This window comes from Methyloligella sp. GL2 (genome assembly GCF_013341275.1).
Taxonomy (GTDB): Bacteria; Pseudomonadota; Alphaproteobacteria; order Rhizobiales; family Methyloligellaceae; genus Methyloligella.
Map to the genome: position 1 here is coordinate 934,669 of NZ_CP054476.1, position 24,474 is coordinate 959,142.

Genomic DNA, 24,474 nt, shown 5'->3' on the forward strand with positions numbered 1-24,474 from the left:
GCGGGCGCTCTCGCGATCGCCCTGCTCCTCAGCGCACCTATGCCTTCGACCGCCCAAACGGCCGATTCCGTCGCTTTGCGGGGGGCGGTTGGGGTCGAGACCGCCGATGCGGGCGAGGAGCTCGGTTCGCGGCGGGATACGCCTTTTGGTGCCGCGCCCTCGGCGGCGACATATCCACAGCCTGTTGCAAATCCCGATGCGCTTTCCGGCGCTGGCAGCGCCCCGCCGCCCTCCAACCAGGCCCTGAACTCCGGTCTCGGCGATGTCGGCGAGGTGCGCACCGGCCCGCCGCTCGGCGGGATGGGCGACGAGACGGGCGGCCAGCAACAGCCGCAAGCGGCGGGCGAGAACCCGTTTGGCGACCGGCAGACGCCGTTTCCCGGCGGCGGGACGACCCGTTCGGAAGCCGACCGGATCCTGCAATCGGCGGCGCAGCGGGCGACCGGCCGGCGCGAGGCGCCGCCGCTTTCGCCTTTGGCGCCGGCGGCGGGTGAGGTCTCGTTCGACCCTTACGCGCCGATCGGCACGCGGATCGGCAGCTTCCTGCTCTATTCGGAGCTCACCTCCAACATCATCACCACCGACAACGTGTTCGCCACGCGCGGCGATCAGCGTTCCGATTGGGGGCCGGAGCTGAAGCCGGATATCCGGCTGGAGTCCAACTGGAGCCGCCACTTCCTGTCGTTCAACGTCAATGCGACGCGGAGCTGGTATCAGAACTATCCCAGCGAAGACACCAAGGATCTTCAGGGACTGCTCAAGGGGCGGATCGATATCCGCAGCCGCACCAATCTCGCCTTCGAGCTGGAGAAGAGCAAATCTCAGGACGGGCGCAATGCGGAGGATCTGCCCGACGCCAATGTGGCGCGCAGCGATCTCGACGAGCAGCATGCGAGCCTTGCTCTCGACCACCGCTTCAACCGGCTCACCTCAACGGTGACCGGTACCGCCACCCAATACGACTATAACGATGTGATCCTGCTGAGCGGGACCTCGGCGGCGGCGGACGACCGGGATTATCTGGAGCGGGAGCTGAGGCTGCGCAACGCCTATGAACTGCAGCCCGACCTCACGCTGTTCGTGGATACGGCGATCAACGACCGCGACTACACCCAAGGCAGGTCGACGTCGGGCGGCTTCCTGCGTGGTTCCGACGGCTATCGGCTTCTGTCGGGGGCGGCGTTTCGCGTCGGCGGCAAGATCAGCGGCGAGATCGGCCTCGGCTACGGCAAGCAGACGCCGGTCGACAACCGGCTGACCGAGGTGTCCGGGTTCCTGTTCGATGCCGATGTGCTGTGGCAAGTCACCGGGCTCACCGCGTTGAGCTTCCAGGCGCGCACCGATCTGAACGAGACTTCGGCGAGCGATGCGTCCGGCGTGTTCAGCCGCTTCTTCGGCGCGACGCTGACTCATAACCTGCGGGACAATATCATTCTCGGCGGCTATGTGAGCTACGACACGGCGGACTATATCGGCCAGAATCTGACCGATGACCGTTACCGCGAAGGCGTCACGGCCGAATATCTGTTCAACCGCAACATGGCGCTGGTCGCCGCCTACGAACACACCAACTATGTCAGCTCGAGCAGCACCGGCGATTACGAGGCAAACGAGGTGACGGTCGGGATGCGGCTGCGGAAGTGAGCGGTGCGCGCGCCGTCATCCTTCGAGGCGCGCAAGCGCGCACCTCAGGATGACGATCTTCGTTTCACGGATCGCTAAGGGGTGAGTATTCCCCTCCTTCGTCATTGCCGGGCTTGACTTGAGCCTGCGCCCGGGCTGGCAGAGCCGGACCCGGGTGGCAATCCATGCCGTTTCGGTTCGGCAAATTCGGAGCTTACTTCTCGCTATTGCGCCGGCTGCACGGTCACGGCATGGACCCCCGGATCAAGTCCGGGGGTGACGAAGCAAGGGGCTGAAGTCGACGCCGCTAAAGGGGACGCGAAGTCCCAGCCCTAATCCAGCAGCTTCAGGATCTCCGCCGTGAAGGCCTCCTTGAGATCCGGCCGGTCCAGCCCGTAAGCCACATTGGCGGCAAGGAAGCCGATCTTGGAGCCGCAGTCATAGGTGGTGCCTTCGCACTTCACCGCGTGGAAGGGCTGGCTCTCGAGCAGCTTCAGCATGGCGTCGGTGATCTGGATCTCGCCGCCGGCGCCGGTCTCGTGTCCCGACAGGATGTCGAAGATCTCCGGCTGCAGGATATAGCGGCCGAGAATGCTCAAATTGGAGGGGGCCTCTTCCGGCTTCGGCTTCTCCACCATGCCGTCGACCGGGAAGACGTCGCCGTCGCCTTCGCCGACGCTCAAGATGCCGTAGCTGGAGACGGCGTCGCCCGGCACTTCCTCCACGGCGAGGATGTTGCCGCCATAGGTGTCGTAGACGTCGAGCATCTGGGCGAGGCAGCCCTTGCCTTCCGCTTTTACCAGCACGTCGGGCAGCACCACGGCGAAGGGCTCGGCACCGACGATCTCGCGGGCGCACCAGACGGCATGGCCGAGGCCAAGCGCATCTTGCTGCCGGGTGAAGCTGGTGGTGCCGGCATGGGGCAGATCCTCCTGCAGCACGGCCAGGGCCTCGGTCTTGCCGCGGGCGGCGAGCACTTCCTCCAGCTCGTATTGCCGGTCGAAATGGTCCTCGATGACCCCTTTGTTGCGTCCGGTGACGAAGATCAGATGCTCGATGCCGGCGTCTTTCGCCTCGTCGACCACATGCTGAATCAGCGGCCGGTCGACAACGGTGAGCATCTCCTTGGGCATGGCTTTGGTGGCAGGCAAAAAACGCGTGCCGAGACCGGCCACGGGGAAGACAGCCTTGCGGACGGGGGCGTTCATTCAGTCCTCGTTAGGGTTAAGGGAAGGAACATTTGGCGAGTTGGCTCGACGTTACCGCCCTTCAACCGGTTTTGCGATAGCAAGAGGCGGGATTATCGGTCGAGGATCTACCAGCGTGAGCGTACTTGTCACCGGCGGCGCCGGCTATATCGGCAGCCATATGGTTCTGGCCCTGCTCGATGCAGGGGAAGAGGTGGTGGTTCTCGACAATCTATCGACCGGGTTTCGCTGGGCGGTGACACCGCCGGCGCAGCTTATGGTTGGCGATATTGGCGATTCTGAGCTGGTTCGGCATCTGATCCGCGAAGAGAAGGTAGAAGCGATCGTCCATTTCGCCGGTTCCATCGTGGTGCCGGAATCGGTCTCCAATCCCCTCGGCTACTATCTCAACAACACCTGTAAATCGCGCGCGCTGCTCGAATGCGCTGTGGACGAAGGAGTGAAGAATTTCATCTTCTCCTCGACCGCCGCGGTCTACGGCATGCCGGAGAAAAATCCGGTCGCCGAGGATGCGCCGCTGGCGCCGATCTCGCCTTACGGCAGCTCCAAGCTGATGACCGAGACCATGCTGAAGGATACCAGCTTCGCCCATGATCTCCGCTATGTGGCGCTGCGCTATTTCAACGTTGCGGGCGCCGATCCGGCCAAGCGGGCGGGCCAATCGACGCCTAACGCCACCCATCTGATCAAGGTCGCGGTGCAGGCGGCGCTCGGCATGCGGCATGGCATGGAGGTGTTCGGCACCGATTACGACACCCCCGACGGCACCTGCATGCGCGACTTCATCCACGTCACCGATCTGGTCGCGGCGCATCTGGCGGCGCTGCGCTACTTACGCGAGGGCGGAGAGAGCCAGGTGCTGAATTGCGGCTACGGCAAGGGGTTCTCGGTGCTTGAGGTGATCGAGGCGGTGAAGCGCATTTCGGGGCGCGATTTTCCGGTGAAGATGAGTCCGCGGCGGCCCGGCGATCCGGCGATGATCATCGCCGGTGCCGCGAAGATCGGCGAGGTTCTGGGCTGGCAGCCGAAACATGCCGATCTCGACGAGATCGTGGAGGATGCGCTGAATTGGGAGCAGCGGCTGACGGAAATCCGCGCCGCTTCTTAGGGCGCCTTTTTCCGTCTTTCCCTCCAGGTGACCTTTCGCCTTTTCAGCGTCAAAGCTGCCCGGCACACTCTCACCCCATGAGAATCACCCGTCTTGCCGCCGGGCTCGCTTTGAGCCTCGCCGTTCTTTTGCTTTGCCTGACGCCGGCGCGCGCCGATTCCGTTTCCGCCTATCGGGCCGCGGTGGACAAGGAATTTGCCGCCTGGATCGCGGCGCGCTGGCCGGAGGCGGAAGCTGCCGGCGTCTCGCGCCAGACTTTCGAGACCCAGACCCGCGGGCTGAAATTCGATTGGGATTTGCCGCATCTTTCCTTGCCCGATCCCGCCTATGCCGGCGGGCCGGCTCTACCGCAATCGATGAAGCCGAAAGCGCCGCGGCACCAGCCGGAATTCGATTCCCCGGGCCGGTATTTCTCCGCCAACAATCTCAATGCGCTGGCCTCGCAAGGACGGGCGAAATACGCCCAATACAAGGATGTGCTGGCGGCGGTGCAGCAACGCTTCGGCGTGCCGGCCAGCATCATCGTCGCCATTTGGGGCCGCGAGACGGGGTATGGCGGGGTGCGGCTGCCATACGATGCGCTCTCGGCCATCGCTACCCAGGGCTTCGCGGGCATGCGCAAGGACGTCTTCACCAAGGAGTTCGTGCTGGCGCTGAAAGTGCTGCAATACGGCCATGTCTCACGCGCCGAGATGCGCAGCTCCTGGGCCGGGGCGATGGGGCATACGCAATTCCTGCCCAGCGATTTCCTGCGCTATTCCATCGATTTCGACGGCGACGGGGCGGCGGATATCTGGAACTCGACGGCGGACGCGCTGGCTTCCACCGGCAACTCCTTGCGCGACCACGGCTGGATCGCCAGCCAGGCCTGGGGCTATGAGGTGAGTCTGCCGAAGGGCTTTGACTGCACCTTGCAGGGGCCGGACAAGGCGCGGCCGTTTTCCGATTGGATCAAGCTTGGCATCGTCCGGGTGAAGGGGCGGCAATTCAAACCGGAGACGCTGGACGATAGCGGCTTCCTGGTGCTGCCTGCCGGGATGAAGGGACCGGCTTTTCTCGTCACCGAGAATTTCTCGGTGCTGAAGAAGTACAACAACTCCGATGTCTATGCGCTCTTCGTCGGACATCTGGCCGATATGATCGCCTATAACTCGCCTGCGAATTTCGTCGGCGCCTGGCTGCCGGTGGAGCGTTTCACCCGGCCGCGCATCCTGGATTTCCAGAAAGTGCTGGTCTCGCGCTACGGTTACGATGTCGGCAAGGTGGACGGGCTGGTCGGCTTCAAGACCCGCCAGGCGATCGGCCTGTACGAGAAACGGATCGGCGCGCCACTCACCTGCTATCCGAGCGAGAAGATCGTCGCCTCGGTGCTTGCCCAGCGATAAGCGCCAATGACCATGGTTGCCTAGGTTTTGCCCGCAGCCATTGTTAGAATCCCGGCATGCGAATCAATTTCGGCATGGGCAGAATGCGCCCGGTGCAAAAGAATCTTCGGCGTGCCGCGCTTGCATTGGCGCTGCCGCTCCTGGTGCTCGGTGCGGTTGCGGGATACGCGCCGCGGGCGGAGGCGGCCAGCTTCCAAGCCTGGGTGGAGAGCTTCTGGCCAACGGCGCGGGCCGCCGGCATCCGCCGCGACGTCTATGAACGCGCCTTCCGCGGCCTGACCCCCGATCCGGAAGTGATCGAGGCGGCCAATTATCAGCCGGAATATAAGCGCCCCGTCGGCGAATATATCGACCGGGCGGTCTCCGATAAGCGGCTGGAGACGGGCCAGCGGGTGCTGGTCGAATATAAGCCGCTGCTCGATGCGGTGGAGAACCGCTATGGCGTCGACCGTCATATCGTCGTTGCCATCTGGGCGATCGAATCCAATTACGGCGAGAATCCCGGCGACGATAACGTGATCCGCTCGCTGGCGACGCTGGCCTACCGTAATACGAAGGCGAAATTCGCCCGGCAGCAGCTGATCGCGGCGCTGAAGATCCTGCAGCGCGGCGATATCGATCTGGCGCATATGAACGGCTCCTGGGCCGGGGCCATGGGTCATACCCAGTTCATTCCCACCACTTACGAGGCCTATGCCGTCGATTTCGACGGGGACGGGCGGCGCAATATCTGGGGCAGCCTGCCCGATGCGCTGGGCTCCACCGCCCATTACCTGAAAGTCTCAGGCTGGCGGCCGGGCGAGACCTGGGGCTATGAGGTGCAGGTGCCGCGCGGCTTCAACACCAAGGCTTACGGGCTGAAAAGCTACAAGACCCTGGCGCAATGGCAGCGCATGGGGGTGCGGCGGGTGAGCGGGGCGCCGTTCCCGCGGCCCAACGACAAGGCGGGCATGTTCGCGCCGGAGGGCACGAACGGGCCGATCTTCCTGGTGATCAACAATTTCCGCTCGATCCTGCGTTACAATCAGGCGCCGTCCTACGCGCTTGCCGTCGGGCATCTGGCGGACCGGCTGATGGGCTATGGCGAGTTCGCGCACCCCTGGCCGACGGATGAGAACCATCTCTCCCTCGATCAGCGCAAGGAGCTGCAGGCGCGGCTGTTGAACGGCGGCTTCCTGGACGGCGATGTCGACGGGGTGATCGGGCCGGCGACGCTTTCGGCGGTGAAGGCCTATCAGCGCCAGAAGGGGCTCGCCGTGGACGGCTATCCGACCCTGACCCTGCTCAAGATGCTGCGGGCCGATTCAACCTAAGGTCGGCCCTCGATCGGATGCCCCTTCCGAGGTAATGGCGGCGGACCATATTCTTCATTCGGCCTTCTCAGGCACGTATTGTGAATAGAGTCTTCCCGGAACGCCGCCTATCTGCCAAAAACGTTCCAAAATGGGAATAACAGGGGGGCCAATTCGACGGTCCGATTGAGCATGGTCAGTTTTGCGTCTCTATTTCTTACGGGCTTCTCGTTTTCGCCCCGCAGGCTTCGCCGTCTCGGCGTGGCGGGGCTGGTTTTGCTGCTGCCGGTTTTGGGCTTAGCTGGGATTTCCGGTTTTGCCGGTCTTGCCGCGGCGCAGAACAATGCCAGCTTCCAGCGCAGCTATATCGATCCCTTCCCGCGGGGCGATCGCTACCGTGTGCTGGTGCTCGGCGACTCTCTCGGCGATGGGCTGTGGTCGGGGCTTTATCGCAGCTTCGACGAGGATAAGAACCTGGAGATCATCCGCCGCTCCAAGGTTTCCACCGGCTTCGTGCGCACCGATTACTACGACTGGAACAAGGCGCTTCCCGAAATCCTGGAGGATGAGGGCAAGGTGCAGATCGCCGTTGTGATGTTCGGCGCCAATGACGGCCAATCGATCCGGGAGAACGGCAAGTGGTACAAGCCGGGCACCGACGAATGGCGTGAGATCTACGGCAAGCGCGTCGAGACATTCCTGCGGACGCTGCGCGAGAACAATATCGCTACCTATTGGGTCGGCTTGCCGGTGATGCGCACCCAGGCGCAGAACCAGAATGCCGAGCTGATGAACGACATCTTCCGCGAGAAGGCGTTTATCTATGGCACCAAGTTCATCGAGACCTGGGCCGGCTTTACCGACGAGGCCGGGCGCTATAGCGCTTACGGGCCGGACATGACCGGGCAGACGCGGCGCTTGCGGGCCAATGATGGGGTGCATTTCACCCAGCGCGGCTATCTCAAGCTTGCGCATTTCGTCGGCAAGGAGATCCGCCGCGATCTCAGCCTGGCCAAAGAGGAGCGCAATATTCCGCTGGCCGGCAGCGCCGAGGAGCAGGCGCGGGTGATGGGCCGGAAAGTTTCCAAGGGGGCGGTCGATTCCGCCGGCCATGCCATCTCCGTCGACGGGGCGCCGCTCGGCGATGAGAGCGAGCTGGCCGGGGAACAGGCGCCGAAGCTCGAGGAGAGCACGGTCGGGGGCGTGGCGCTGCTCCGGCCCGCCATGTCGGAGACGCTCGAGGCCGGGCGGGCTTTGATGCCGCAAGGGGCCGCGGCGGGGGTCGCCGACGGGGAGCGGATCGCAAGCGAGCTGGATAGCGGGCTGATCGCGCTGGCCTCGATTTCGCCGATCAGCGATTTGTCGGTGGTCTCGTCCAAGCCGCGCCTGCCGCTGGCGGAGCGGCCGTATTACCGCGTGCTGGTGAAGGGCGAGCAGCTGCCGCCCAAGGATGGGCGGGCCGACGATTTCCGCTGGCCGCCGCAGCAATAGGCGCGCCGAGCGCGCGGCCTCCAGGGGGGCTCCGATGGATGCTCCGCAAGATCCAGGATCGAACGGGAAGCCCCGCCGCGGTGCGGGGCGCAGCCTGCGGCTTGCCGGGCTGATCGCCGCCTGTCTCGGGCTGGGGGCGATCGGGTTCTTTGCCGTGCATCTTCTGGTCGACGGGCCGGGCGATGAGGCCAGCTTCTGGCAAGGCGAAGACGGGGAGCAGGTCGATGTCAGCGGCCTGCAGCCGCCGGAGCAGGTCAGCAGCAAGGCGAAGCGCAAGCGCGTTCCCGCCAAGCCCGATGGCTCGTTCTACGGCGATCTCCGCGCGCTGGAGACGGCGCCCTCCGGGGCGGGGCAAGCCGTGAGCGTGCTGCATCTTGGCGACAGCCATATCGCCGCCGACCGCATGACCGGTACGCTGCGCGATCTGCTGCAGGCGCGCTTCGGGAATGCCGGGCGCGGGCTGGTGATGCCGGGCTTTCCGTTTCCCTATTACAAAGCGCGCGGGGTGAGCTTCGAAAAAAGTGGCGACTGGACCGCGCTGAACAGCCTGAACGAGGACGGCGTCTATGGCGTCACCGGGGTGAGCCTGACGGCGTCGAAGCCGGACGCCAAGCTGACGCTGACAGCGGAGAAGCCGTTCGCCTCGGCCAGTGTGGAACTGCTCACCGGGCCGGGGCAGGGCAGCGCGATCGTCACGCAAGGGGACAGCCGGCAGAGCATCGCCACGGGGAGCGAGAGCCGAGGCATCAAACGCGTGGCGCTGAAGGGCGGATCGTCCTTCTCCATCGCGCCGGCGGGGGACGGACCGGTAACGGTGCTGGGGCTTTCCACCGAAAGCGGCGCGCCGGGGCTGCGCTACGTCAATCTCGGCATTCCGGGCGCCTCGGCTTTGACCACGCGGCGCTGGGACAAGGCGCTGGTCAGGGACGATATCGCGGCTCTTAGTCCGCAGCTTATCGTGCTCGGCTACGGCACCAATGAAGGCTTCCAGGACGGGCTCGATCTCGATGCCTACGAGGCCACCTATCGCGACCTTCTGGCGACGATCCGGCAGGCGGCCCCGAAGGCGACGATTTTGATCCTCGGGCCGCTGGATGGGGCGCGGATGCCGGGTTACGCCAAATATGACGGGGCGCTGGAGGCGCCCTGCCGTCCGCTCAGCTCCGCCGAGCTGCAGAATTATCAGAGCTATGTCTCGGACAAGAGCGATGCGCTGGCGCGCTGGTTCCCGCCGCCCAAGCTCGCCGGGGTGCGGGCGCGGCTGAAGACGATCGCCGAGGAGACCGGCGCCGAGTATCTCGACCTCTCCGCCCCGATGGGCGGACCGTGCGGCATTCATCGCTGGGCGCTCGCCGAGCCGCGCTTGGCGTTGCCCGATCATGTGCACTTAAGCGATCTGGGCTCGGAGAAGGTCGGACAAGCGGTGTTCGATACGCTGATGGCGGGCTACGAGACCTATAAGGCGATGCCCGCAAGCCCCGGCGCCAAGACCAGCGCGATCACCTCTGAGGACGGGGCGGCGCCCAGCCCCTCGGCCGAGAATTAGAGGGCGCGCGCGATGCTGTTCCCGACCCTCGATTTCGGCTTGTTCTTTCTTGTGGTGTTCGCGGTCGCCTGGGAGCTGCGCAGCCGCCCCGAGGGGCGCAAAACTTTCCTCGTTGCGGCGAGCTATCTGTTCTACGGCTATTGGGATTGGCGCTTCGCCACGCTGCTGGCGGCAAGCTCGCTGATCAACTACGTGGCCGGACGGCTGATCGCGACCACCGAGGCGGATCGGGCCAAGCGCCAGCTTCTCGCCATCGCCGTCGCCCTCAATCTCGGCATTCTCGGCTTCTTCAAATATTACGGCTTCTTCCTGGATTCCCTGGCCAGCCTGCTGGATCAGGCCGGCTGGCAGCGCGATCTGCCCTTCCTGGAGATCATCCTGCCTATCGGCATCTCCTTCTTCACCTTCCAGGGCATCTCCTATGTGGTGGATGTCTACCGGAAGCATGTGACGCCGGAGGAGAACCCGCTCGACGTCTTCCTCTATATCTCCTTCTTCCCGCAGCTGGTCGCCGGACCCATCGTGCGGGCGGCGGATTTCCTCCCCCAGCTGAAAGAGGAGCCGAAGCTCGAGCCTTCCATGGTGGCGAAGGGGATCGTGCTGATCCTGCTCGGCCTGTTCAAGAAGATGGTGATCGCCAATTATCTGGCGACGCTCCTGGTGGACGACGTGTTCTTCGCGCCCGACGCCTATTCCGGGCCGGATCTGCTGCTGGCGCTCTACGGTTATGCGGTGCAGATCTATTGCGACTTCTCCGGCTATAGCGATATAGCCATCGGCGTGGCGGCGCTGCTCGGCTTCCATTTCAAAGCCAATTTCCTGCAGCCTTACCGCGCGGCGTCTTTGCGCGAATTCTGGCAGCGCTGGCATATCTCGCTCTCCACCTGGCTGCGCGATTATCTCTACAAGCCGCTCGGCGGCAGCCATCACGGCGAGGCCAAGACCCACCGCAATCTGATGATCACCATGCTGCTCGGCGGGATCTGGCACGGGGCGGCCTGGACCTTCCTGATCTGGGGCGGTATTCACGGGCTGGCGCTGGTGGCGGAGCGGGCGATCCGCCTGCGTGTGCCGGCGCGCAGCGGCACTGTGGCTGTCGGCGGGGGTGGGAAGGGGAGCGCGGCGCTCGCCGCTGGGCTGCCGCCGGTGACCCAAGCCTTCAAGACCGCGGTGGGCGTGCTGCTCACCTTCAATATCGTCTGCCTCGCCTGGATCTTCTTCCGCTCCGAGTCGCTGGACTATGCGCTCTCCTATTTGCAGGGGCTGACCGATTGGTCCGGGCCGGTGGAGCTGGCGACGCCGTTCCTGGTGGCGCTGGTGTTCTTCTCCCTGGCGGCGCATTTCGTCTCCGAGGATCTGACGGCGCGGATCGCCGCCAAGCTGGAGGGCCTGGGGCCGCTGGGGCTCGGCGCCGTTCTCGGCTTCGGTCTTCTTCTGATCTGGGGTATCGCGCCGCCGGGCGTCGCCCCCTTCATCTATTTCCAGTTCTGAGTTCCGTCTGATGTCGTTCGTGTTGGAGTTCCGGAGGAGCTATTTTCTCGAGCCCGCCCGCGCCAAGGCGGCGGCGGAGGCACGCGCGCGCAAGGCCAAACGGCGGGTGGCCGAAAAGCCCAAGCCGCCGGCGCATCTGATCACGCGCAAGGCGAGGCGGGGCATGCTGCTGGCGCTGATGACCGCCGCATTGATCCTCGCGGTGTTCAACTCCGAAGGGATGAAATCCTATGCCTGGGACCTTGCCGAGCAGCCGATGTTCCGGCCGGTTCTGGTGCTGGCGGAGGGCTGGGACCGGGCGATGGAGAAACTCGGCGCCAAGGCGCTGATGGCCGATCTGCAGGACATCGCCAGCACCGCGCAGGCGGCGCGCTGGTCCGATGTGGCGGGGCTGTTCAGGCGAGGTGAGGCGGACGACGCCATTGCCCGCGGCGGCGCCGATCCGATGACCACCGGCTCGCTGCCGGCTGCGGCGAGCGATGTTCCGGGTGGTGTTGGGAGCGCCGATTGACCCTCCTCCATCGCTTCTCTTTCAGGGAGAGGGTGTACGGGCACCGTCATGCCGGCAACAGCCGGCATCCAACCAAGAGCTCCGAGATTGTTGCTGGATCCCGGCGTTCGCCGGGATGACGCCGTGCCCAAACTCTCTCTCCCCGCCGGGGAGAGGTGAAGGCGGCCGGCGATGACGAGAAGAGGTTGCGCGCGGCCGTAGGGGGACGAACTCCCTCCCCCTAAAAGGGGGAGGGTTGGGGTGGGGGTCGTTTTCCCCTCAGCCGGTGTTATTTTGACCGCTTAGCGCGGCAGGTCGGTGTGGCCCATGAGGAATTTGTCGACCGCATGCGCCACCTGGCGCCCCTCGCGGATGGCCCAGACCACCAGAGACTGGCCGCGGCGCATATCGCCGGCAGCGAAGATCTTCTCCTTCGAGGTCTGATAGGCGAGGGTGTCGGCCTTCACATTGCCGCGCGGGTCGAGCTCCAGGCCGAGGGCTTCGAGCATGCCTTGCTTGACCGGATGGACGAAGCCCATGGCGAGCAGCACCAGATCCGCCTTGAGGTGGAACTCGGTGTCGGGGATCGGCTTCATCTGCTCGTCCAGGCGCACGCATTCCAGCCCGGTCACCGTGTTGTCCTCACCGATGAAGTGCTTGGTGGAGACGGAGAAGTCGCGGATCGCGCCTTCCGCCTGGCTGGAGGAGGTGCGCAGCTTGAGCGGCCAGTGCGGCCAGGTCATCGCCTTGTCTTCCTTCTCCGGCGGCATCGGCATGATCTCCAGCTGGGTGACGGAGACCGCGCCCTGGCGGAACGAGGTGCCGATGCAGTCGGAACCGGTATCGCCGCCGCCGATCACCACCACATGCTTGCCCTTGGCGCCGATCGGCTCGACATCGCCCAGAGGCTCGCCGGAGACGCGGCGGTTCTGCTGGGTGAGGAAGTCCATGGCGAAGTGGATGCCGGACAGGTCGCGGCCCTCGATGGGAAGATCGCGCGGGTGCTCCGAGCCGCCGGTCAGCACCACGGCATCGTAATCGCGCACCAGCTCCTCGGCCTGCACGTCCTTGCCGATATGGGTGTTGCAGCGGAAGACGACGCCTTCGGCCTCCATCTGCGTCTGGCGGCGGTCGATGATGTGCTTTTCCATCTTGAAGTCCGGGATGCCGTAGCGGAGCAGGCCGCCGGGCTTGGCGTTCTTCTCGAACAGATGCACCTCGTGGCCGGCGCGGGCGAGCTGCTGCGCGGCGGCCATGCCGGAAGGGCCGGCGCCGACGACGGCGACCTTCTTGCCGGTCTTCTGCTCGGGCGGCTGCGGCGTGATCCAGCCTTCCTGGAACGCCTTGTCGGCGATGGAGCATTCGATGGATTTGATGGTCACCGGGTTGTCGGTGATGTTCAGCGTGCAGGCGGCCTCGCAAGGCGCCGGGCAGACGCGGCCCGTCACTTCCGGGAAGTTGTTGGTGGAGTGGAGGTTCTGCGCCGCCACCTCCCAATCGGAGTGATAGACCAAATCGTTCCAGTCGGGGATCTGGTTGTTCACCGGGCAGCCCTGATGGCAATAGGGAATGCCGCAATCCATGCAGCGGGCGGCCTGGCGCACCACGTCGGTGTCGGGCAGCGGATTCACGAACTCGCGGTAATGGCGCACGCGATCGGCGGCCGGCTCGTAGCTCTGCTCCTGACGGTCGATCTCGAGGAAGCCCGTGACCTTACCCATGCTGTTCCCATCCTTCCGGCGGGCATTGGCCGCGCCGGCTCTCATCTCTCGTTTCGTTCACTCGCAGTCCGGCGCCGAGGCCTCACCTTACCGGCAGGCCACTCGCCATGCTCATTGCTTGCTCGCTATTTCGCCTCGCCGAGGCCGAGCTCCAGCTCGCCCATGCCAGTTTCGTCGGCGACTTGCGCGCGCGCCATCTCTTCCAGGGCGCGGCGGTACTCGACCGGCATGACCTTGACGAATTTCGGCAGATAGTCGTCCCAATTGTCGAGGATCGCCTTGGCGCGGCCGGAGCCGGTGTAGTGCAGGTGGTTCTCGATCAGCTGGCGCAGCCGCTCGGCATCGAAGCGGGTCATGTCGGAGAAATCCACCATGCCGTGGCTCTCCATGTCGCCCGATTGATGGCGGCTTCTGGCGTTCAGGCTGTCCTCGGCCGGGACCGGCTCGAGGTCGACCATGGCGAGGTTGCAGCGGTTCTCGAAATCGCCGGCCTCGTCCAGAACATAGGCGATGCCGCCGGACATGCCGGCCGCAAAGTTGCGGCCCGTGCCGCCGAGCACGACGACAACGCCGCCGGTCATGTATTCGCAGCCGTGATCGCCGGTGCCTTCGACAACGGCGATGGCGCCGGAGTTGCGCACGGCGAAGCGCTCGCCGGCAACGCCGTGGAAGTAGCATTCACCGGCAATGGCGCCGTAGAGCACGGTGTTGCCGACGATGATGGACTCTTCCGGCACGATCCGGGTGTTTTCCGGCGGGCGCACGATCAGCCGGCCGCCGGAGAGGCCCTTGCCGACATAGTCGTTGCCTTCGCCGACCAGATCGAGGGTCACGCCTTGCGCCACCCAGGCGCCGAAGCTCTGGCCGGCGGAGCCGCGCAAGGTGATCCAGACGGTGTCCTCGGACAGGCCCTTATGGCCATAGCGCTTGGCGATCTCGCCCGACAGCATAGCGCCGGCGGTACGGTCGATATTCTTGATCGGCAGGTCGAGCTTGACCGGCTGCTTCTCCACCAGAGCCGGGCGGCACATATCGATCAGCTTGCGGTCGAGAACCTCTTCCAGCTCGTGATCCTGACGCTCGGTATTGTGGACGGAGACGCCGGCCGGCACCTCCGGCTTGTGGAAGATGCGGGTGAAGTCGAGACCGCGCGCCTTCCAGTGGTCGATGGCCTTGCTTTTATCGAGAATGTCGGAGTGGCCGATCAGCTCGTCGAACCTGCGGAAGCCGAGCGCGGCCATGTATTCTCGCACCTCTTCGGCGACGAAGAAGAAGTAGTTGATCACATGCTCCGGCTTGCCGGTGAACAGCTTGCGCAGCACCGGGTCCTGCGTGGCGACGCCGACCGGGCAGGTGTTCAGATGGCATTTGCGCATCATGATGCAGCCGACCGCGATCAGCGGCGCAGTGGCGAAGCCGAACTCGTCGGCGCCGAGCAGACCGCCGACGATGACGTCGCGGCCGGTGCGGAAACCGCCATCGACCTGAACGGCGATGCGGCTGCGCAAATCGTTGAGCACCAGCGTCTGCTGGGTCTCGGCGAGGCCGAGCTCCCAGGGGCTGCCGGCATGTTTGATGGAGGTCAGGGGCGATGCGCCCGTGCCGCCTTCGAAGCCTGCGATGGTGACGTGATCTGCCTTGGCCTTGGCGACGCCCGCCGCGACGGTGCCGACGCCGATCTCGGAGACCAGCTTCACCGAGATATCGGCGATCGGGTTCACGTTCTTCAGATCGTAGATCAGCTGCTTCAGATCCTCGATCGAATAGATGTCGTGATGCGGCGGCGGCGAAATCAGACCCACGCCGGGCGTCGAATGGCGCACCTTGGCGATGATGGAATCGACCTTATGGCCGGGAAGCTGGCCGCCTTCGCCGGGCTTGGCGCCTTGCGCCACCTTGATCTGGATCATGTCGGAATTGACCAGATACTCGGTGGTGACGCCGAAGCGTCCCGACGCCACCTGCTTGATGGCCGAGCGCATGGAATCGCCGTTGGGCATGGGCGTGAAGCGGTCGGGCTCCTCGCCGCCCTCGCCGGTATTGGACTTGCCGCCGATGCGGTTCATGGCGATGGCCAGGGTGGTGTGGGCCTCGCGGCTGATGGAGCCGTAGGACATGGCACCGGTGGCGAAGCGCTTGACGATCTCGGTGGCCGGTTCGACCTCGTCCAGCGGCACCGGCTCGCGCCCGATCTCCTCGGCATTCTTGATGCGGAACATGCCGCGCAAGGTGAGGAGCTGCTCGGACTGCTCGTTCACGCGCTGGGCGAACTCGCGGTATTTCTCCGGCAGGTTGCCGCGCACCGAATGCTGCAGATCGGCGACCACTTCGGGGCGCCACATATGAGCCTCGCCGCGGATGCGGAAATTGTATTCGCCGCCGACGGCTAGGGCGTTCTTCAACACCGGCGCGTTGGAGAAGGCAAGGCGGTGACGCTCGAAAGCCTCGGCCGCGATCTGCTCCAGCCCAACGCCCTCGATCTGGGAATGGGTGCCGGTGAAATATTTCTCGATGAAATCGGAACGAAGCCCGACAGCGTCGAAGATCTGCGCACCGCAATAGGACTGATAGGTCGAGATGCCCATCTTTGAGCAGACCTTGAGAATGCCCTTGTTGATGCCTTTGACGTAGCGCTTCACCGCTTCCTTCGGCGTCAGCTCCTCGTCCAGATCCTCGGCGATTTCCTCGATGGTCTCGAACGCCAGATAAGGATTGATCGCCTCGGCGCCATAGCCGGCCAGGGTGCAGAACTGATTGATCTCGAAGGCTTCGCCGGTCTCCACGACGAGGCCGACCGAGGTGCGCAAGCCCTGGCGGATCAGGTGATGATGCACGGCGCTGGTGGCCAGCAGCGAGGGGATCGGCAGCCGGGCCGGGCCGACGGTGCGGTCGGACAGGACGATGATATTCTCGCCGCGGCGGACAGCGGTCTCGGCTTCCTGACACAGCGCATCGAGCGCATCTTCCATTCCTTCCGCGCCCTTCTCGACCGGATAGGTGATGTCGAGGGTCACGGTGTGGAACTGGTTGTCCGCCACATCGCCGATGGAGCGGATGCGCTCCAGATTCTCATTGGTGAGAATCGGCTGCGCCGCTTCCAGACGCTTCTGATTGGCGGTGCCTTCCAGGTCGAGCAGGTTCGGCCGGGGACCAATGAAGGTCACCAGCGACATGACTAGCTCCTCGCGGATCGGGTCGATCGGCGGGTTGGTCACCTGGGCGAAGTTCTGCTGGAAATAGCTGTGCAGCAGCTTGGGCTTGCTGGACAGCGCCGAGATCGGCGTGTCGGTGCCCATGGAGCCGACCGCCTCCTGGCCCACCTCGGCCATGGGCGCCATCAGCGCCTTTATCGCTTCCTGGGTGTAGCCGAAGGCCTGCTGGCGGTCGAGCAGGCCGACATTGGTCGGCGGCAGGTGGCTGTCGCCATTCTCCGGCCCCGGCAGGTCGTTGACCTCGATCTGGGTCTTGTTCAGCCATTCCTGATAGGGATGCGCGGCGGCAAGCTCCGCCTTGATCTCCTCGTCGGAGATGATGCAGCCCTTCTCGAGGTCGATGAGCAGCATCTTGCCCGGCTGCAGACGCCATTTCTGGACGATTTTCTCTTCCGGCACGGGCAGCACGCCGGTCTCCGAGGCCATCACCACCATGCCGTCCTCGGTGACGAGGTAGCGGGCCGGGCGGAGGCCGTTGCGGTCCAGCGTTGCGCCGATGCGGCGGCCATCGGTAAAGGCGACGGCGGCGGGGCCGTCCCACGGCTCCATCAGGCAGGCGTTGTATTCGTAGAAAGCCTTGCGCTTGGCATCCATCAGCGGGTTGCCGGCCCAGGCTTCCGGGATCAGCATCATCGCCGCGTGCGGCAGGCTGTAGCCGCCCTGAACCAGGAACTCCAAGGCATTGTCGAAGCAGGCCGTGTCGGACTGGCCGTCATAGGAGATCGGCCACAGCTTCTCGATATCCTCGCCGAACAGGGGCGAGGATACGGACGCCTGGCGCGCCGCCATCCAGTTCACATTGCCGCGCAGCGTGTTGATCTCGCCGTTATGGGCGACCATGCGATAGGGATGCGACAGCTTCCAGGACGGGAAGGTGTTGGTCGAGAAGCGCTGATGCACCAGGGCCAGGGCCGAGGCCATCTTCGGATGATGCAGGTCGGCGTAATAGGCGCCGAGCTGATAGGCCAGGAACATGCCCTTATAGACGACGGTGCGGCAGGACATGGAGACGGTATAGAAACCGATATCGTGGCCGCCGGTATCGCCATTGATGGTGTTGGCGATGGATTTGCGGACGATATAGAGCTTCCGCTCGAAGTCGTCCTCATCCTCGATGCCGGCGCCGCGGCCGATGAACACCTGGCGGTGGAACGGCTCGGTCTCGATGACGATCGGCGGCAGGCAGGAATTGTCGGTCGGCACGTCGCGCCAGCCGAGCAGCTTCAGCCCCTCCGCCTCGATGATGCGCTCGACGGTGGATTGGCAATAGATGCGCTGCGCCTGGTTCTGCGGCATGAAGAGCTGGCCGACGGCGTATTCGCCGGGCTCGGGCAGCTGAAACGGGCACACCTCGACAAAGAACTCATGCGGGATCTGCAGCAGCATGCCGGCTCCGTCGCCAAAGCGCGGATCGGCGCCAGCCGCACCCCGATGGGTGAGGTTCACCAGAAGCTGCAGACCCTGCTCGATCGTCTCGTGGCTGCGTCGGCCATTGAGATCGGCCACGAAGCCCACGCCACAAGCATCGTGCTCATTGCGCGGATCATAGAGTCCTTGCGCTTCGGGAAATTCCTTCGGTGTGTTTTCCTTCATACCCAAACTGTGATTGCGGATTTTCATTACAGCTCGAAAACACAGCCATGCTGGCATCGCTCAAGGCAAGCGTTCTCCTTGGAGATTACCGGCATGACCTACCCATGTTAGATTTGCAGATCAGCTGTTAATTCAACGCCGAAGCTGCTTGGCTCGCAAGTCAGTACTGGCTTGCGCGACCCCAGCCGCCGGCATTGGCTACCGGCATACCCCATTTTTGTGAGGGGGCAAGGCTGAAGAGACCCTTTCGTGTGCGATCCGCGCGCAACGCTCTTATGCGCCGCGATTGCGGACACGACAAAGGTCAGCAAACCTGTCCTATTCCCTCCCAAAATGCCAGAATTCCCCTGACCGCACAAGACGAAAGTCCGGCGCTGGGGGAACGTTTAGATTCCTGGCGAAAAAACGACGAAATTTGGCGTTGTGCGGCGAAAAACGTCCGATTTTTGGTGCCGCCCGCTCAACGTTAACAAATATGAAAAACGATGAACTTATATGTTATTCAATAAGTTAGTATCGTTTGTTGGCGCCAAATCTCGCCGAGAAAATCCTCAAAAATTAAGATTCGCGTAAAGGGTCCTCCCTATGATCCCTCTTATCGCTTCAGGCGAATGTCCAGCGTGTCTGGGGCGGACGACGTTCGCAGGTTTTCCCATAGCACCTGCAACAAAGAGGGGTGCGGTCTCTATAGACCGCACCCCTCTGCGTTTTTCGGTTGATGCGTTCGGAAGCTCGCCGGATTTACGCGGCCTTGCTGTCGATCACTTTCGGCGTTTCCGCCTTGCTGGTGATCGGAACCGTGCGGGGCTTCATAGCCTCCGGGATCTCACGTTTCAGATCGATATGAAGCAGGCCGTTCTCCAGTGCCGCGCCGGTTACCTCGACATGATCGGCGAGCTGGAAGCGGCGCTCGAAGCTGCGCGAGGCGATGCCGCGATGAAGGAAGGTGGTGTCCTCCTTCCCCTCGGTCTTGTCGCCGCGTACCGACAGAACGTGCTCCTTCACCTCGATATTGAGATCGGGCTCGGCGAAGCCGGCGACCGCCATGGAAATGCGGTATTCGTGCTCGCCGACGCGCTCGATATTGTAGGGGGGATAGCTCGGGGCATCGCCCTCGAGCGAGCTCAGCGTATCGAGCAACGAGCCGAGGCGGTCGAAGCCGATGGTGGAGCGGTAAAGCGGGGCCAAATCGAATTGTCTCATCTCACATCCTCCTTCAGAAGCGATATGGAATGTCCGCTCCGAGCGGAGCCGGACGGAAAGCATGCAGCCTGTTGCGGCCTACACAGGGTGAGATATGGGGAGCAATGCCGTGCCGATCAAGATTTCTAGGGTGCTGAAATCAAACGAGAAACAAATTTTTTCTGCGGAAAACCGGCAAACTCGCCCACAGGCTGAACGCGTTGCTGTAAAGAAGTGAGAGGCGGGTGCGCGCGGCACATCGAGGGGCATTTTCAATGGCGAAGGATCAACCGCAGGCGGCACTGGTCGGCACGCCGCAAAATCCGGTTCCGATCGGCGGCAAGGTCGGGATGCTGGATCTCTCGCGGCGGTTCCACAAAGTTCATGTCCGCTATGCGATCTGGCCGTCGGCCTTGCGCGAGCGTCATGGCACGGTGTGCATCTTCCAGGGTCGCACCGAATTCATCGAGAAATATTTCGAGGTGGTGGGCGAGCTTAGGCGGCGGGGTTTCGCCGTCGCGACGCTGGATTGGCGCGGGCAGGGCGGCTCCACCCATCTTTGCTTCAACCGGCTGAAAGGCCATGTCCGCAGCTTCGACGACTATAGCGCCGATATCTTCAAGCTGATGAACGAGGTGGTGCTGCCGGATTGCCCGCCGCCCTATTACGTGCTCGGCCATTCCATGGGCGGGGCGATCGCGCTGAAGGCGGCGACGATGCGCGGGAGCTGGTTCGACCGTATGGTGCTGACCGGGCCGATGCTCGGCGTCGAGCAGCTTCCGGTTTCGCCGGGGCTGACGGGCGCGGTGGCGAAGGGCCTAAGCCTCACCGGCTTCTCCCGGGTTGCGGTGCCGGGCGGCATGAAGATGTATCGGCAGACGCAGCATTTCGACGGCAACCCTTTGACCTCCGATGCTGAGCGCTTTGCCCGCAATCTTTCGGTGATCAAGACTGCGCCGGAGCTGGAGATCGGGCCGCCGACCTTCGGCTGGCTCAGCGCTGCCTTCAAGATCATGGGCGAGCTCGCCCATGACGATTTCCCCAAGCAGCTGCGCGTGCCGGTGCTGATGGTGGCGGCCGGCAATGATGCCATCGTCTCCAACAAGGCGATCGAGCGGCTCGCCGAACGGCTCAAGATCGGCGACAAGATCGTGCTGCCCGGCGCGCGCCACGAAATCCTGCAGGAAAAAGACTCCATCCGGCAGGAATTCTGGGCCGCGTTCGATGCCTTCATTCCCGGCGCAAAGCTGAAGGTCGCGGTCTAGGCGTTCGCCGCGACGTCTTGCTTACGCGGCGTCTTGTCTACGGATTGAGAATGGCGAGGGCCTTCTCGTGCAGGCTCGGGTCGCCGGCAGCCAGTATCCGGCCGCCGTTCCGCGGACTGCCGCCATCCCAGGTGGTGACCACGCCGCCGGCCGCCTCGATGATCGGAACCAGCGGCACGATGTCGTAAGGCTGGAGATCGGACTCGGCGACGAGATCGATCTGGCCGAGAGCGAGCAGGCAGTAATTGTAGCAGTCGCCGCCATAGCGCCGTAAGCGCACCTTGTCGGCGAGCACGCCAAAACGCTCCGCCTCTTCGGGGCTGAACATCTCCGGTGCCGTGGTGCCGAGCAGCGCTTCCTCGAGCGAGGCGCAGCTCCGCGTCTGCATCAGCTGCTCGGTCTTGCCGCGCTGATAGATGGCTTCCTTGCCGTCGCTCCAGAACCGCTCGCCGGTGAAGGGCTGGTCCATCATGCCGAGGATCGGCGCGTCGTCCTGAAGGAGGCCGATCAAAGTGCCCCAGATGGGCTGGCCCATAATGAAGGCGCGGGTGCCGTCGATGGGATCGAGGATCCAGCAGAACGGGGCATCCTCGTTCTCGACGCCGAACTCCTCGCCGATGATTCCATGGTCGGGAAAGCGCTTGCCGATCAGGCTGCGCATCACGCGTTCGGCTTCGCGATCGGCCTCGGTGACCGGATCGAAGCCGCTCTCTCCCTTATCGGTTGTGGCGATCCCCGCGCGGAAACGCGGCAAAATGACCGAGGCTGCGCCATTGGCAAGCGCCTGAGCAAGGCTTAGAAAGCCAGGGAAATCGGGTTCGGACGGAGAGGTCAGTTGTACCTCCCTAGGCCAGTTTTCCCCAGGAATTCAACGTTCATTTTTCAGTTGTCTCCGTATAGCTGGTTGAAAATGCCGAGGTTTCCTAGAGGGAGTATGGCTAATTTGCACCACTGTTCTAGGAATGCCACCCGACTGTCGCATAAACTTGCTTTTTGTGCGTCGCAATGACATATTGTTGCAACGCGGCATAACGGATTGTTATGTCGCTGCCCTCCTTGGGCGTTTCCTCCCTAGACTTGGGCCGTTCGGATCCTTTCGAACGGCCCTTTTTTCTTGTCATTTGCATTGAGCTGAAAGCGCGGGTTATTCGGCTGCGGCGCGCGGCAGCTCGAGGCCGCCGGCATAGGCGATGAGGGCTTGCACCATCTGGTGCAGATCGGCTTCCAGGCGAGCGAAGCCCGAGGTTTTGGCAAAGCTGCTCTCGTCCATATAGAGCGCCCGGTTGATCTCCACCTGCAGCGCATGGCGACCCTGCTGCGGCCGGCCGTAATGCTCGGTGATGTAGCCGCCGGCGTAAGGCTTGTTCAGGCTGACCACATATCCCAGAGAACGAAGCTGCTGCGCGGCGAGCTGGATCAGCTCGGCATGGCAGGCGGTGCCGTAGCGGTCGCCGAGCACGAAGTCGGGACGCACGCCGTTATAGTCGGCCATCGGGCTGGAGGGCATGGAGTGGCAGTCGATCAGGATGGCGGCGCCGAACTTGGCCTGGGCCTCGGTGAGAAGCCCGTTCAGCGTTTCGTGATAGGGCGCGTAGATCAGATTGATGCGCTCCAGCGCGGCGGCCACGGAAAGCGGCTCGCGATAGATCTCGTCGGATTCGGAGACGATGCGGGCGATGGTGCCGAGTCCGCCGACCACGCGGACCGACTGGGTGTTGGCGTAGTGGGGCAGCCCGTCGCCGAACAGCACCGGATCGAGCTCGTAAGGCTCGCGGTTCACGTCGAGATAGGCGCGCGGGAAATGCGCCATCAGAAGCGGCGCGCCGAAGCCGGTGACGAAGCCGAACAGCTCGTCGACGAAGCAATCCTCCGACCGGCGCAAGGTCAGCGGATCGAGCTTCGAGGCGGCAAGAAAGCTCTTCGGATAGACCCGCCCGCTATGGGGCGAATTGAAGATAAGGGGAAGTGTCGTCTCGGTGGGCCGTTTGATCTCGAAGGCCGGGTCGAGCTCGGTCCTGATCGAGTCAGCCTCGTCGGGGTGCATCCTGGTTCCTTGCCGATCCTTTGTTACGCTGTCCGTATTATGACGGACAAAAGTCTAAACCGACTTACCGTAAAACCGACCTAACGCCGCATCGTTTTCTTGCCGCACCGAAATGGCCCGGCAATTCCCGATATGTCCGCCGCTCACTCACGCGGGCAGGGCGCCTTACAAAAACGACATAAGCGCTCAAACTGTGCCAACCGGGATCAATTCTGTCTAGGCGTCTTATGGCTTGTGCGCCGGGGAAATAGACGCAATGATCGGATCTCTAAGAGGCCGCGCTTGGGGCCGCTGGCCGAGGGAACGGGGGCGTTTCCCTGTGATATGATGAGTGGCCGAACGCCGCACCCGCCCGGAAATCCGGGTTCGCCTGGTTTGGTATCCGGTTTGGCAAGGGGTCCTTTACCGGATTGGTGTATTCGCCGGGATGCCCTTGTTGACGGGCGAAGAGGCGAAAGCGCCGTGAGTATTTAGGGGGAATGGGATGGTAGCGAACGATCCGAGAGCGCGCAGTCTGCAGCGGATTCTTTTGGCTGAGGACGACGACGATATGCGGCGCTTCCTGGTCAACGCGCTCAATCGTGCCGGCTTCGACGTGGTCGCTTTCGGCAATGGGCTGGAGGCTTACGACCGGATGCGGGAGGAGCCCTTCACCTTGCTTCTGACCGATATCGTGATGCCCGAGATGGACGGTATCGAGCTGGCCCGACGGGCCACCGAGCTGGATCCCGACATCAAGATCATGTTCATCACCGGCTTTGCGGCCGTGGCGCTCAATCCGGACAATCAGGCGCCGAAAGACGCCAAGATCCTGTCCAAGCCGTTCCACCTGAAAGACCTGGTCAACGAGGTGGAGCGCATTCTAGAGACCTGCTGAAGCGGCGGGTTTCCGGTTTCTTCTTCACGTGGGCGACAATACCGGGTTGCCTTGCCCGCCATTCACCCGATATAGAAGCGGTCCTCGACCCGAGGTATAGGGCGGCTAGCTCAGCGGTAGAGCACTACGTTGACATCGTAGGGGTCACTGGTTCGATCCCAGTGCCGCCCACCATTTCCTTCCTGTCGGATCAAAGCATTAAGCCCATCGGCCAATATGGCCGGTGCTGCGGAGCCGCCATTGGCCGATTGGCGGATAATCTTGGACGTGCGGGTGATCGAGTAAGGTTGAGAGGGTTAGGCGGCCGACCGCGGTGCCTCTCTCATATTCTCTTTCTCTGCTTCGTCCACTGCCGATGCGATGGCGTCCTCTGCCCATTGGTTGAGGCTAACGCCGGCGAGCTCCGCCGCGACGGCCGCCTTGCGGTGCAGCTCCGGATCGAGCCGCAGCATGAATTTTCCCGAATAGGGGCGCTGAGGATCCTTGCCGGCCGCCTTGCAGGTCGCGAGATAGTCGTCGACGGCTTCCTCGAACGCGGCGTGAAGATCTGCAACCGTCTCGGCATGAAAGCCGACAATATCGCTGATGCCGGCGATGTGTCCGACCATTAGGCGATCTTCGTCATCATATTCGATGCGGGCCATGTAGCCCTTGTAGCTCATTACATTGCTCATGCTGTCACTCCAATCTGTTTTAGGAAGGCGCGGGCATCCTTGACCTGATACCGCTTGGCTTCCTTCGCTGGGTGAGGGCGGTGAAAAGTGGCGACGATGCCATCTTTCTCGAACCGGACCCGCGAGCCGCTTCCCTCGATCAGCGTTGCTCCGGCGGCGACCAGCAAGCTCTCGATATCGTTCCAAGCGACATTGCCTTTGACGGGCTCTGCGAAGACTGCGGCGAGGGTCTTTTTCTGCCGGCTATTCATGGTATCATTATATGATATCGC

Annotated in this window: 18 protein-coding genes and 1 tRNA gene; 11 read left to right on the top strand and 8 right to left on the bottom strand. The window is 63.4% G+C overall.

Translation table 11 applies throughout. The features are described from left to right. The first annotated feature begins 39 nt into the window (after window positions 1–39). A complete protein-coding gene (locus HT051_RS04395; RefSeq protein WP_174540906.1) occupies window positions 40–1,644 on the top strand; it encodes an outer membrane beta-barrel protein in 1,605 nt (534 codons plus the stop codon). Window positions 1,645–1,955: 311 nt separating this feature from the next. On the opposite strand, the gene galU is transcribed toward HT051_RS04395, so the two are convergent. Next, entirely contained in the window at window positions 1,956–2,831 is an 876-nt protein-coding gene (galU, locus tag HT051_RS04400) for a UTP--glucose-1-phosphate uridylyltransferase GalU (RefSeq protein ID WP_174540907.1), read from the bottom strand. A 115-nt stretch (window positions 2,832–2,946) separates the two neighbouring features. Between galU and galE the strand changes: the two genes are divergently transcribed. The 7 genes from galE to HT051_RS04435 all read left to right on the top strand — a co-directional run bounded on the left by galE (window position 2,947) and on the right by HT051_RS04435 (window position 11,655). Further along, window positions 2,947–3,939 carry a UDP-glucose 4-epimerase GalE gene (galE, locus tag HT051_RS04405; protein WP_174540908.1) on the top strand — a complete coding sequence of 331 codons (993 nt, stop codon included), beginning with the start codon at window positions 2,947–2,949 and terminating at the stop codon, window positions 3,937–3,939. 77 nt (window positions 3,940–4,016) lie between these two features. Next, window positions 4,017–5,324 carry a lytic transglycosylase domain-containing protein gene (locus HT051_RS04410; protein WP_174540909.1) on the top strand — a complete coding sequence of 436 codons (1,308 nt, stop codon included), beginning with the start codon at window positions 4,017–4,019 and terminating at the stop codon, window positions 5,322–5,324. Window positions 5,325–5,407: 83 nt separating this feature from the next. Beyond that, a complete protein-coding gene (locus HT051_RS04415) occupies window positions 5,408–6,637 on the top strand; it encodes a lytic murein transglycosylase (RefSeq protein WP_174542862.1) in 1,230 nt (409 codons plus the stop codon). Window positions 6,638–6,892: 255 nt separating this feature from the next. Further along, entirely contained in the window at window positions 6,893–8,107 is a 1,215-nt protein-coding gene (locus HT051_RS04420; RefSeq protein WP_208454383.1) for an SGNH family hydrolase, read from the top strand. Window positions 8,108–8,141: 34 nt separating this feature from the next. Then, window positions 8,142–9,653, top strand: coding sequence for a GDSL-type esterase/lipase family protein (locus HT051_RS04425; protein WP_174540911.1), 1,512 nt, complete (start codon window positions 8,142–8,144; stop codon window positions 9,651–9,653). A 12-nt stretch (window positions 9,654–9,665) separates the two neighbouring features. Continuing rightward, window positions 9,666–11,144, top strand: a complete 1,479-nt coding sequence (locus HT051_RS04430) for an MBOAT family protein (RefSeq protein WP_174540912.1) — start codon at window positions 9,666–9,668, stop codon at window positions 11,142–11,144. Between the two features lie 10 nt (window positions 11,145–11,154). After that, window positions 11,155–11,655 carry a hypothetical protein gene (locus HT051_RS04435; protein WP_174540913.1) on the top strand — a complete coding sequence of 167 codons (501 nt, stop codon included), beginning with the start codon at window positions 11,155–11,157 and terminating at the stop codon, window positions 11,653–11,655. Window positions 11,656–11,936: 281 nt separating this feature from the next. On the opposite strand, the gene HT051_RS04440 is transcribed toward HT051_RS04435, so the two are convergent. The 3 genes from HT051_RS04440 to HT051_RS04450 form a co-directional block, all read right to left on the bottom strand. Continuing rightward, on the bottom strand, window positions 11,937–13,355 hold the full coding sequence (locus HT051_RS04440) for a glutamate synthase subunit beta (RefSeq protein ID WP_174540914.1): 1,419 nt from the start codon (window positions 13,353–13,355) through the stop codon (window positions 11,937–11,939). Between the two features lie 125 nt (window positions 13,356–13,480). Further along, entirely contained in the window at window positions 13,481–18,160 is a 4,680-nt protein-coding gene (gltB, locus tag HT051_RS04445; RefSeq protein ID WP_246810174.1) for a glutamate synthase large subunit, read from the bottom strand. 741 nt (window positions 18,161–18,901) lie between these two features. Next, entirely contained in the window at window positions 18,902–19,363 is a 462-nt protein-coding gene (locus tag HT051_RS04450) for an Hsp20 family protein (protein ID WP_174540916.1), read from the bottom strand. 254 nt (window positions 19,364–19,617) lie between these two features. Here HT051_RS04450 and HT051_RS04455 point away from each other — a divergent pair, with 254 nt between their 5' ends. Then, a complete protein-coding gene (locus tag HT051_RS04455) occupies window positions 19,618–20,607 on the top strand; it encodes an alpha/beta fold hydrolase (RefSeq protein WP_174540917.1) in 990 nt (329 codons plus the stop codon). 37 nt (window positions 20,608–20,644) lie between these two features. Here the strand turns inward: HT051_RS04455 and hisN are convergent, their stop codons facing one another. Both hisN and HT051_RS04465 read right to left on the bottom strand, forming a co-directional pair. Continuing rightward, complete coding sequence (gene hisN, locus HT051_RS04460) at window positions 20,645–21,364, bottom strand: histidinol-phosphatase (RefSeq protein ID WP_246810229.1); 720 nt, start codon at window positions 21,362–21,364, stop codon at window positions 20,645–20,647. A gap of 387 nt (window positions 21,365–21,751) precedes the next feature. Next, window positions 21,752–22,651, bottom strand: coding sequence for an N-formylglutamate amidohydrolase (locus tag HT051_RS04465; protein ID WP_174540918.1), 900 nt, complete (start codon window positions 22,649–22,651; stop codon window positions 21,752–21,754). A gap of 514 nt (window positions 22,652–23,165) precedes the next feature. On the opposite strand from HT051_RS04465, the gene cpdR reads away from it, so the two are divergent. After that, entirely contained in the window at window positions 23,166–23,528 is a 363-nt protein-coding gene (gene cpdR, locus HT051_RS04470) for a cell cycle two-component system response regulator CpdR (RefSeq protein ID WP_174542864.1), read from the top strand. Window positions 23,529–23,627: 99 nt separating this feature from the next. Then, window positions 23,628–23,702 (top strand) — tRNA-Val (locus HT051_RS04475). Between the two features lie 122 nt (window positions 23,703–23,824). Here the strand turns inward: HT051_RS04475 and HT051_RS04480 are convergent. After that, a complete protein-coding gene (locus HT051_RS04480) occupies window positions 23,825–24,202 on the bottom strand; it encodes a type II toxin-antitoxin system HicB family antitoxin (RefSeq protein ID WP_174540919.1) in 378 nt (125 codons plus the stop codon). Then, complete coding sequence (locus HT051_RS04485) at window positions 24,199–24,453, bottom strand: type II toxin-antitoxin system HicA family toxin (protein WP_174540920.1); 255 nt, start codon at window positions 24,451–24,453, stop codon at window positions 24,199–24,201. The genes HT051_RS04480 and HT051_RS04485 overlap by 4 nt, the downstream gene beginning before the upstream one ends. Window positions 24,454–24,474: the final 21 nt, after the last annotated feature.

Coding starts and splice junctions, on each gene's coding strand:
- HT051_RS04395 (WP_174540906.1), top strand. CDS start 40: ATGCCTTCGACCGCCCAAACGGCCGATTCCGTCGCTTTGCGGGGGGCG.
- HT051_RS04435 (WP_174540913.1), top strand. CDS start 11,155: ATGTCGTTCGTGTTGGAGTTCCGGAGGAGCTATTTTCTCGAGCCCGCC.
- HT051_RS04410 (WP_174540909.1), top strand. CDS start 4,017: ATGAGAATCACCCGTCTTGCCGCCGGGCTCGCTTTGAGCCTCGCCGTT.
- HT051_RS04485 (WP_174540920.1), bottom strand. CDS start 24,453: ATGAATAGCCGGCAGAAAAAGACCCTCGCCGCAGTCTTCGCAGAGCCC.
- HT051_RS04415 (WP_174542862.1), top strand. CDS start 5,408: ATGCGCCCGGTGCAAAAGAATCTTCGGCGTGCCGCGCTTGCATTGGCG.
- HT051_RS04425 (WP_174540911.1), top strand. CDS start 8,142: ATGGATGCTCCGCAAGATCCAGGATCGAACGGGAAGCCCCGCCGCGGT.
- HT051_RS04465 (WP_174540918.1), bottom strand. CDS start 22,651: ATGCACCCCGACGAGGCTGACTCGATCAGGACCGAGCTCGACCCGGCC.
- HT051_RS04480 (WP_174540919.1), bottom strand. CDS start 24,202: ATGAGCAATGTAATGAGCTACAAGGGCTACATGGCCCGCATCGAATAT.
- HT051_RS04455 (WP_174540917.1), top strand. CDS start 19,618: ATGGCGAAGGATCAACCGCAGGCGGCACTGGTCGGCACGCCGCAAAAT.
- HT051_RS04440 (WP_174540914.1), bottom strand. CDS start 13,355: ATGGGTAAGGTCACGGGCTTCCTCGAGATCGACCGTCAGGAGCAGAGC.
- galU (WP_174540907.1), bottom strand. CDS start 2,831: ATGAACGCCCCCGTCCGCAAGGCTGTCTTCCCCGTGGCCGGTCTCGGC.
- HT051_RS04430 (WP_174540912.1), top strand. CDS start 9,666: ATGCTGTTCCCGACCCTCGATTTCGGCTTGTTCTTTCTTGTGGTGTTC.
- gltB (WP_246810174.1), bottom strand. CDS start 18,160: ATGAAGGAAAACACACCGAAGGAATTTCCCGAAGCGCAAGGACTCTAT.
- HT051_RS04450 (WP_174540916.1), bottom strand. CDS start 19,363: ATGAGACAATTCGATTTGGCCCCGCTTTACCGCTCCACCATCGGCTTC.